We start from the raw sequence: 6,569 nt of genomic DNA, 5'->3' as shown, positions 1-6,569 counted from the left end.
CCAGGGCCGGGCCGCCCGTGAAAAATGGCGGCACGCCCGCAGGAACCGCCTCTACTCCCGGGGAGACGAGAGCAAGGGAGGCAACCCCAACATTAAGATATTTTATGGCGAACAGGACTTCCGCCTGGCGGTTTCCCTCTCCCACCTTTCTGAACAGACAGGCATAGATAAACTTGGTCGCCCCAGGATGAGCCAGGCCCCCAGGGTTGAGGGTAAGTTGTGGCTGCCGGAAAAACACCGGGAACTGGTGCAGATATGGCTGACCATGAAGTTACCCTATGCGGTAGAACTGATCCGTACCCTGGAAGGACGCTACTTGGTACATTTGACATTTGAAGTGGTCAGGGTGCAGGAACCGGACTTTGCTAAAGGTTGTCTGGCTATAGACACAAACCCTGATGGGGTAGCCCTGTGTAACGTTAGCGCTTCCGGCCAGCCGGAGCCGTGGCCGGAGGGCTTCAGCGTTCCTTATCCCGGCAACCTGGGCAAGTACGAAGGAGAGTTTCAGGTTATCCCTTACCCGAACGGCTTTCTTTATATCAGAATACCAGACTTAGCCCATACTTCCAGCTTCCGGCGTAGCTACCTGATAGGCGTTTTAGCCAGAGTAGTGGTAGATATAGCATTCTTTTCAGGCAAACCCATTGTTTTAGAAAACCTGAACTTTGGCAAAGACAGACTGGACACTAATAAAAAGTTTAACCGCATGGCTTCTAACTTTCCATTTGCGAAAATGGTAGGAGCAATGTATCGGAGAGCGACAAAAGAAGGGGTGCCTTTCAAGTTAGTATCACCCCGGCATACTTCAACCATAGGTTACTGGAAGTATATGAAACGTTACGCCGTTCCGGTGCATTGCGCGGCGGCACTGGTTATAGGTCGTCGGGCAATGGGGTTCAGGGAACGGGTGACTGAAGAACTCAGGCAACTGGTATCGCAAATCAAGCAAAACCTGACCCGGAAGGTTAATCCTGATAGACCTGGGGAAGGAAAAGGGATGACCCGTGGGGTCAGGGCCTGCTTGAGGCGGCTGGAGGAGAGGCTTTCTGTGCATAACGGGCTTGTCCAGAGTGAGCAGGAGGCGTATAACTCCGTCTGGCCTGACCTGAAGTTATTGGCCCTGTCCGTACGGTGACCCCGTTTAGCCGGTGTCGGACAAACCGGTAGGCGTCCTAACAGGACGCGGGAGGCGGAGTTATACTCCCACCGGGAGGTCAGCATAAACCGGTGCAGTACTCCCGTCCGGGTGGAACTCCCGGGCCGAGGTCCCCTGTCGCCCTGCCCCGCGGGGGCAAATCAAGTATTCGGAAAGGAGGCGAAATCCTGGTCTGGGGGCCAACTTGGCTGGAGATAAAAACAGTCAAGTTTTTTGAACCAGGATTGACATGAAACTAACGGAACAGCAAATCCAGCAGCTGATCAGTGAAGCCATTAACGCCCAGCAAAAGGCCTATGCACCCTATTCCCACTTTCGGGTAGGGGCAGCGCTGCTGGGTAAATCTGGCCGCATATATCAGGGCTGCAATGTGGAAAATGCCTCTTATGGTTTGACCAATTGTGCTGAGCGGACTGCTATTTTCAGGGCTGTTGCGGAAGGAGAAAGGGATTTTGTGGCGCTGGCTTTGGTGGGAGATATAGCTGAACCCTGCTCCCCCTGTGGCGCTTGCCGCCAGGTGATGGTGGAATTTAACCCTGACCTGCAGGTGATAATGGCAGCACCGGACGGAAGTTACCGCCTAACCACGGCTGCCCAGTTATTGCCGGGATTTTTCAGCCCCCGGGCATTGCCCGCAGGAAAGGAGGAGTAAGATGGCTTTTCGTTCCGGTTTTGTAGCCATTGTCGGACGACCCAATGTAGGTAAATCCACTTTGATGAACAGTGTGGTTGGGGAAAAAGTGGCCATCATGTCCGATAAGCCTCAGACTACCCGCAATAAAATTCGCTGTATTTATACTACAGATAGCGCTCAGGTCATTTTTGTTGACACTCCCGGAATCCACAAGCCCAAACACCGGCTGGGGGAAGTATTGAACCAAGCTGCCCTCTCAACCTTAAAGGAAGTGGATGCCATTCTCTTTGTAGTGGAAGCTACTGCCCAGCCCGGACCAGGGGATAAATTCATTATCGAGCACCTGGTGAAAGTTAATACTCCGGTGTTGCTGGTAGTTAACAAAATCGATCAGTTGCCTGATAAGCAGGCGGTTTTGCCGATAATCGAAGCCTACCGGGATTTGCTGCCTTTTGCTGAAATCGTCCCTGTATCAGCTCTTTACCGGGACAATTTGGACCGGCTGGTAGAAGTCCTGTTCAACTATTTACCGGAAGGGCCGATGTATTATCCTCCGGATATGGTAACTGATCACCCGGAACGTTTTATTGTGGCAGAAATAATTCGGGAAAAAATCCTGCATCTGACCCGGGATGAAGTACCCCATTCCGTAGCTGTTGAAGTGGAGGAAATGAAGGAACGGTCCAGCAATCTGGTGTATGTGCGGGCCAATATCTATGTGGAACGGGAATCCCAGAAAGGCATTATTGTCGGCCATCAGGGCCGGATGTTAAAACAGGTAGGACAGCTGGCCCGTCAGGATCTGGAAAATTTGCTGGGTTCCAAACTTTATCTGGATTTATGGGTTAAAGTGAAAAAGGACTGGCGCAACCGGGAACAAATTTTACGGCAATTTGGCTACCGGGAGGAGGATTAGACAAGTTTTTGTCTAATTCTTTTATGGGTGTAAAAGTCAGACATCTGTCATCTTACAAAGGAGGAGTATCGAAATGAACACCAGAGAAATCGCTGCTATGATTGACCACACTTTATTGAAACCGGAAACCACACCGGAACAGATTATTAAGCTCTGTCAGGAGGCCCGGGAGCATGAGTTTGCCTCGGTTTGCGTCAATCCCGCCTATGTGGCTCTGGCAGCCAGAGAGCTGGCTGATAGTCCGGTCAAAGTCTGTACTGTGATTGGTTTTCCGTTAGGAGCCAACCGTCCTCAAATCAAGGCCCAGGAAACAGAACTGGCTATCCGGGAAGGGGCCAGGGAAGTGGATATGGTTATCAATATCGGGGCGGCTAAGGCCGGGGACTGGCAGCTGGTAGAGGAGGATATCCGGGCTGTGGTGGCTGCTGCCCGGAATCTGGAAAAGGAAGCGGGGCAGATTATCGTCAAGGTAATCATTGAAACCTGCCTGCTCACTGATGAGGAAAAAGTAAAAGCCTGCCAGGCGGCGGTAAACGCCGGGGCAGACTTTGTCAAAACTTCCACTGGATTTGCCGGTGGCGGGGCTACTGTGGCTGATGTGGAATTAATGCGCAAGACGGTAGGACCGACCATCGGAGTTAAGGCATCCGGCGGGGTGCGCAACTTAGAACAGGCCCGGGCCATGATCGCTGCTGGAGCCAATCGCATCGGTACCAGTAACGGAGTAGCCATTATGGCCGGATTGACTGTAAACGGTGGCTACTAATCACTGGGACGGGGCGGATAGCCGACACAGGTTCCGGCCAGTTCCCTGGCCACTGTCTCCAGGGCTTCTTCTTCGCTGCTGGCACCGCTGACCAGGTGAGTATTGATGACCAGCGGCAGAAAAGCTGCCAGCAGATTTTTCATGTTAATACAGCCTTCACTACCACTGAACAGCTGGTTAAGGGTGCGGTTCAGGCCGCGAGCTACCCGCACTCCCACCAGCTGTTTTAGTTTGGTTTCAATCAGGGGGCAGTAGGGGCTGGGGGTACGGTGGAAGCTGGCCTCTACCCTGGTGATTTCATAGTCCGGTAAGCCAATGAATAACAGTAATCTGATGTCATGGTAGCGGTCACAGATGCTCAGTTCAGCCTGGATAACCTCAGAACTGATTTTTTTGAAATCTGCCTGCATGGTACGGGAAAATTCCGCCATTTCTCTCTCCTCCTCCCTTTTCTTTATCTTAAAGTTCAACACCGGGTTTTATAATCCTGCTCTCTTTGTTAAAATATAAAATAAGATAAGAAACGGAGAGAAGGATAATGGCACTGATTCAAACAGAAGGACTGGTACTGGCAGTCAAACCCCGGTCCGAGGCGGATTTACTGGTGACCCTGTTTAGCCGCGAGCTGGGAAAAGTGCAGGTAGCAGCCAAAGGGGTAAGGAAGGCAGCCAGCCGCCGCCGGGCCCTGGCTCAGCCTCTGATCCATGCCCGCTATTTACTTTATGAAGGCTCAAATTATCTGCATTTGAACCAGGGCGAGCTGATTTCTGCCTTTCCGGAGCTCAGACAGGATCTGGAAAAGCTCCTTTCCGCCCAGTATTTGCTGGGGTTATGGGAACGGGTCCTGCCCCTGCGGCAACCGGCCCCGCGTCTGTATCGATTGCTGGGGGCAGCTCTGCATTTGCTGGCTCCTTTAGATACCAGCCTGGTTTTAACCTATGTAGAAGCCCAGTTTTTGCAGGTGCTGGGACTAAGGCCAGAGGTTAACCACTGTGTCCAATGCCGGCGGCCACTAGGGGCTGGTAAATCCTGGTGGGCCCTGGCTGCGGGAGGACTGCGCGGGGAATGCTGTGGCCCACCCTATCCAGGAGCAGTTTTGCTTTCACCCCGGTTGAAAAGGCTTTTGCGGTGTTTCTTTTATCTGCAGCCAGCGGAATTGGCTGCTCTGGAGGTATCTGCCGCGGAACTGGAGGCTATTCATCAGCTGCTGGCCGAACATGCCAGCCAGCATTTGGAAGATATAAAACTGCAGCGACCCCTGATAGACCTTTCGGCTCCGGTTATACTAGGGGATGAAAGGGGGAATCAGGATGGCAATGGAACTGTACGAAAAAATGGATATTCTGCGGCAGAAAACAGGGGTGACTTATCGGGAGGCCCGGCGGGCCCTGGAGGCGACTAAAGGGGACCTGGCAGAAGCCTTGATCTGGCTGGAAGAACGACGGCCCCAGCTGCGGAAAAAACCGGCTTTGAAGCGTTTGCGCAGTGTACTGCAGTGGTCTGCGGAAACCAAAATCCGGATTAGCAAAGAGGGCAAAGTGCTGGCTGAACTTCCGGCGGCAGCAGGAATAGCCGCTTTGGGTTTAACTTTAACCAGTGCCAGGGCGGCATTTATCGGGGCCCTGGGAATTTCTGCTTTACTGAATCGAGGTTATCGACTGGAAATGGAATTAAATAATGAAAGATAACAGCCTGGAATAACAGACGGAGCCGGTCTCCTCAAAAGGAGCGGCTCCGTTTTTGGCTGGTTAGCGATTGGACTCTTCTTCATTATATTCCTTTTGAGTGTCATCATTATTATTTTCACCGTTTTTTTTCTCTTTGTCATCTTTTTGGTTCGCCGTTTCTGTTAATATTTCTGTTTTCGTTTCTATGGTTGTATCTGTTTCAAGTTTATTCTCATCTTCATCATTAAGACTATCTTTTTCTTTTTTCTTTTCTTTTTCAGTTTCTTTTTTGGTTTTCTCTTTCATTTCTTCTTTTGCTTCTGCTTGTTTTTCAATAGCTTCATTCAGCTTGTCCTGAGTCTCTTGCAGGTTTTCTTGTGCTTTTTCTATAGCTTCAGGATTACTGGTGTTAATAGCTTCATTTAAAGCTTTTTCAGCTGCTTTAACTTCCTGTTTAGCTTGTTGTAATTCTTTGTGTGAACTGACAAATTCTTTAATTAATTCCAGACGGTCTTTAACATCTTCGAGATTATCCCTGGCTTCATCTGGGGCTTTTGCTAATACCTGGTTGAGAGTATCTACACTCTGTTGTTTTACCTCCTGGATTTTGGGCGAAATTGTTGTTGCTACTTCTGCCGGCAGTTGAGTTTGCATATTTTCCAGGGTCTGTACAGTTGTTACAAGGTCAGCGGTTGCTTTTACTGCTAAATCATATTTCCCTGCTGCCTGCATCGTTTTAGCTTCAGCCATACGCTCCTGGGCCAGAGTGGCTAATAATTCTGCTTTAGCCTGTTCAGAAAAGGTAATTGCTAATTGCAGTTGTTCCAGGAATCTCTCGAGAGGGTAGAGCCAGCTGTCAGGAGTAACACCGGCCTCAGCAGATTGTTGAATTACCGGGGGACTGGACACAGTCTCGGCGGCCCAGGTCAATCCAGGGGTGGTAACTGCCAGGGCTGTCGATAAAGCGATACTGAGCAATTTTCCAGAGTTTTTCATATTTCATCCCTCCGCTTCTCTATTTGTCATCAAATAATACGGATAAAAAGAGGTATTTTAGGGGGCTACTTGACAAAAAAACAATTTTTTTGTTTAATAATCTTCAAGTACAACCATTCCATATTTGCGCAGCGAGGAACAGGAGGAGTAACCATTTTAAGCCTGCCAAGCGAACCGGGGAGGGTGGAAGCCCGGTCAGGGGGGATGGTGAAGGGCGCCTGGGAGCTGCAGTTAAAGAGGTGGACCGCATTAGCGGTCAACCAGGGTGGAACCGCGGGTAGCAAGCCCGTCCCTGGCCTGATGGGCCGGGGACGGGCTTTTTAGATGTTTAGGAAATTATGCTTTAAGGCTTGATGTGGATAACTTAGGGTGTTAAGGTAGAAATATGAGAGCGCATGAGAAAGAAAATAAACAATCAATAAAAATAGTCGATA

Annotated in this window: 8 protein-coding genes; 6 read left to right on the top strand and 2 right to left on the bottom strand. The window is 50.3% G+C overall.

What is annotated here, in order from left to right; genetic code table 11:
• The 4 genes from ULO1_RS14210 to deoC form a co-directional block, all read left to right on the top strand.
• Positions 1-1,135 (top strand): IS200/IS605 family accessory protein TnpB-related protein (locus ULO1_RS14210; RefSeq protein ID WP_079933794.1); only part of this gene is annotated, 1,135 nt, incomplete at its 5' end.
• Between the two features lie 250 nt (positions 1,136-1,385).
• Positions 1,386-1,808 (top strand): cytidine deaminase, encoded by a 423-nt coding sequence (locus ULO1_RS14205; protein WP_078664990.1) that lies wholly within the window; start codon positions 1,386-1,388, stop codon positions 1,806-1,808.
• Between the two features lies 1 nt (position 1,809).
• On the top strand, positions 1,810-2,706 hold the full coding sequence (gene era, locus ULO1_RS14200) for a GTPase Era (protein ID WP_078664991.1): 897 nt from the start codon (positions 1,810-1,812) through the stop codon (positions 2,704-2,706).
• A 73-nt stretch (positions 2,707-2,779) separates the two neighbouring features.
• On the top strand, positions 2,780-3,472 hold the full coding sequence (gene deoC / locus ULO1_RS14195) for a deoxyribose-phosphate aldolase (RefSeq protein WP_078664992.1): 693 nt from the start codon (positions 2,780-2,782) through the stop codon (positions 3,470-3,472).
• On the opposite strand, the gene ULO1_RS14190 is transcribed toward deoC, so the two are convergent.
• Entirely contained in the window at positions 3,469-3,903 is a 435-nt protein-coding gene (locus tag ULO1_RS14190; protein WP_078664993.1) for a DUF2889 domain-containing protein, read from the bottom strand. The genes deoC and ULO1_RS14190 overlap by 4 nt on opposite strands.
• Positions 3,904-4,010: 107 nt before the next feature.
• On the opposite strand from ULO1_RS14190, the gene recO reads away from it, so the two are divergent.
• Positions 4,011-4,874 (top strand): DNA repair protein RecO, encoded by an 864-nt coding sequence (gene recO, locus ULO1_RS14185; protein ID WP_079907568.1) that lies wholly within the window; start codon positions 4,011-4,013, stop codon positions 4,872-4,874.
• Positions 4,783-5,160 carry a DUF4342 domain-containing protein gene (locus ULO1_RS14180; protein WP_159071823.1) on the top strand — a complete coding sequence of 126 codons (378 nt, stop codon included), beginning with the start codon at positions 4,783-4,785 and terminating at the stop codon, positions 5,158-5,160. Before recO ends, ULO1_RS14180 begins: the two co-directional genes overlap by 92 nt.
• 60 nt (positions 5,161-5,220) lie before the next feature.
• Here ULO1_RS14180 and ULO1_RS14625 read toward each other — a convergent pair whose 3' ends face one another.
• The gene (locus ULO1_RS14625; protein WP_143325476.1) at positions 5,221-6,135 is read right to left on the bottom strand and encodes a DUF5667 domain-containing protein; all 915 of its coding nucleotides are present in this window, start codon (positions 6,133-6,135) and stop codon (positions 5,221-5,223) included.
• Positions 6,136-6,569 lie beyond the last annotated feature (434 nt).

Source organism: Carboxydocella sp. ULO1 (assembly GCF_002049255.1).
Taxonomy (GTDB): domain Bacteria; phylum Bacillota.
Note: the sequence above shows the minus strand (reverse complement) of the source record. Positions and strands in the feature narration are given on the sequence as shown.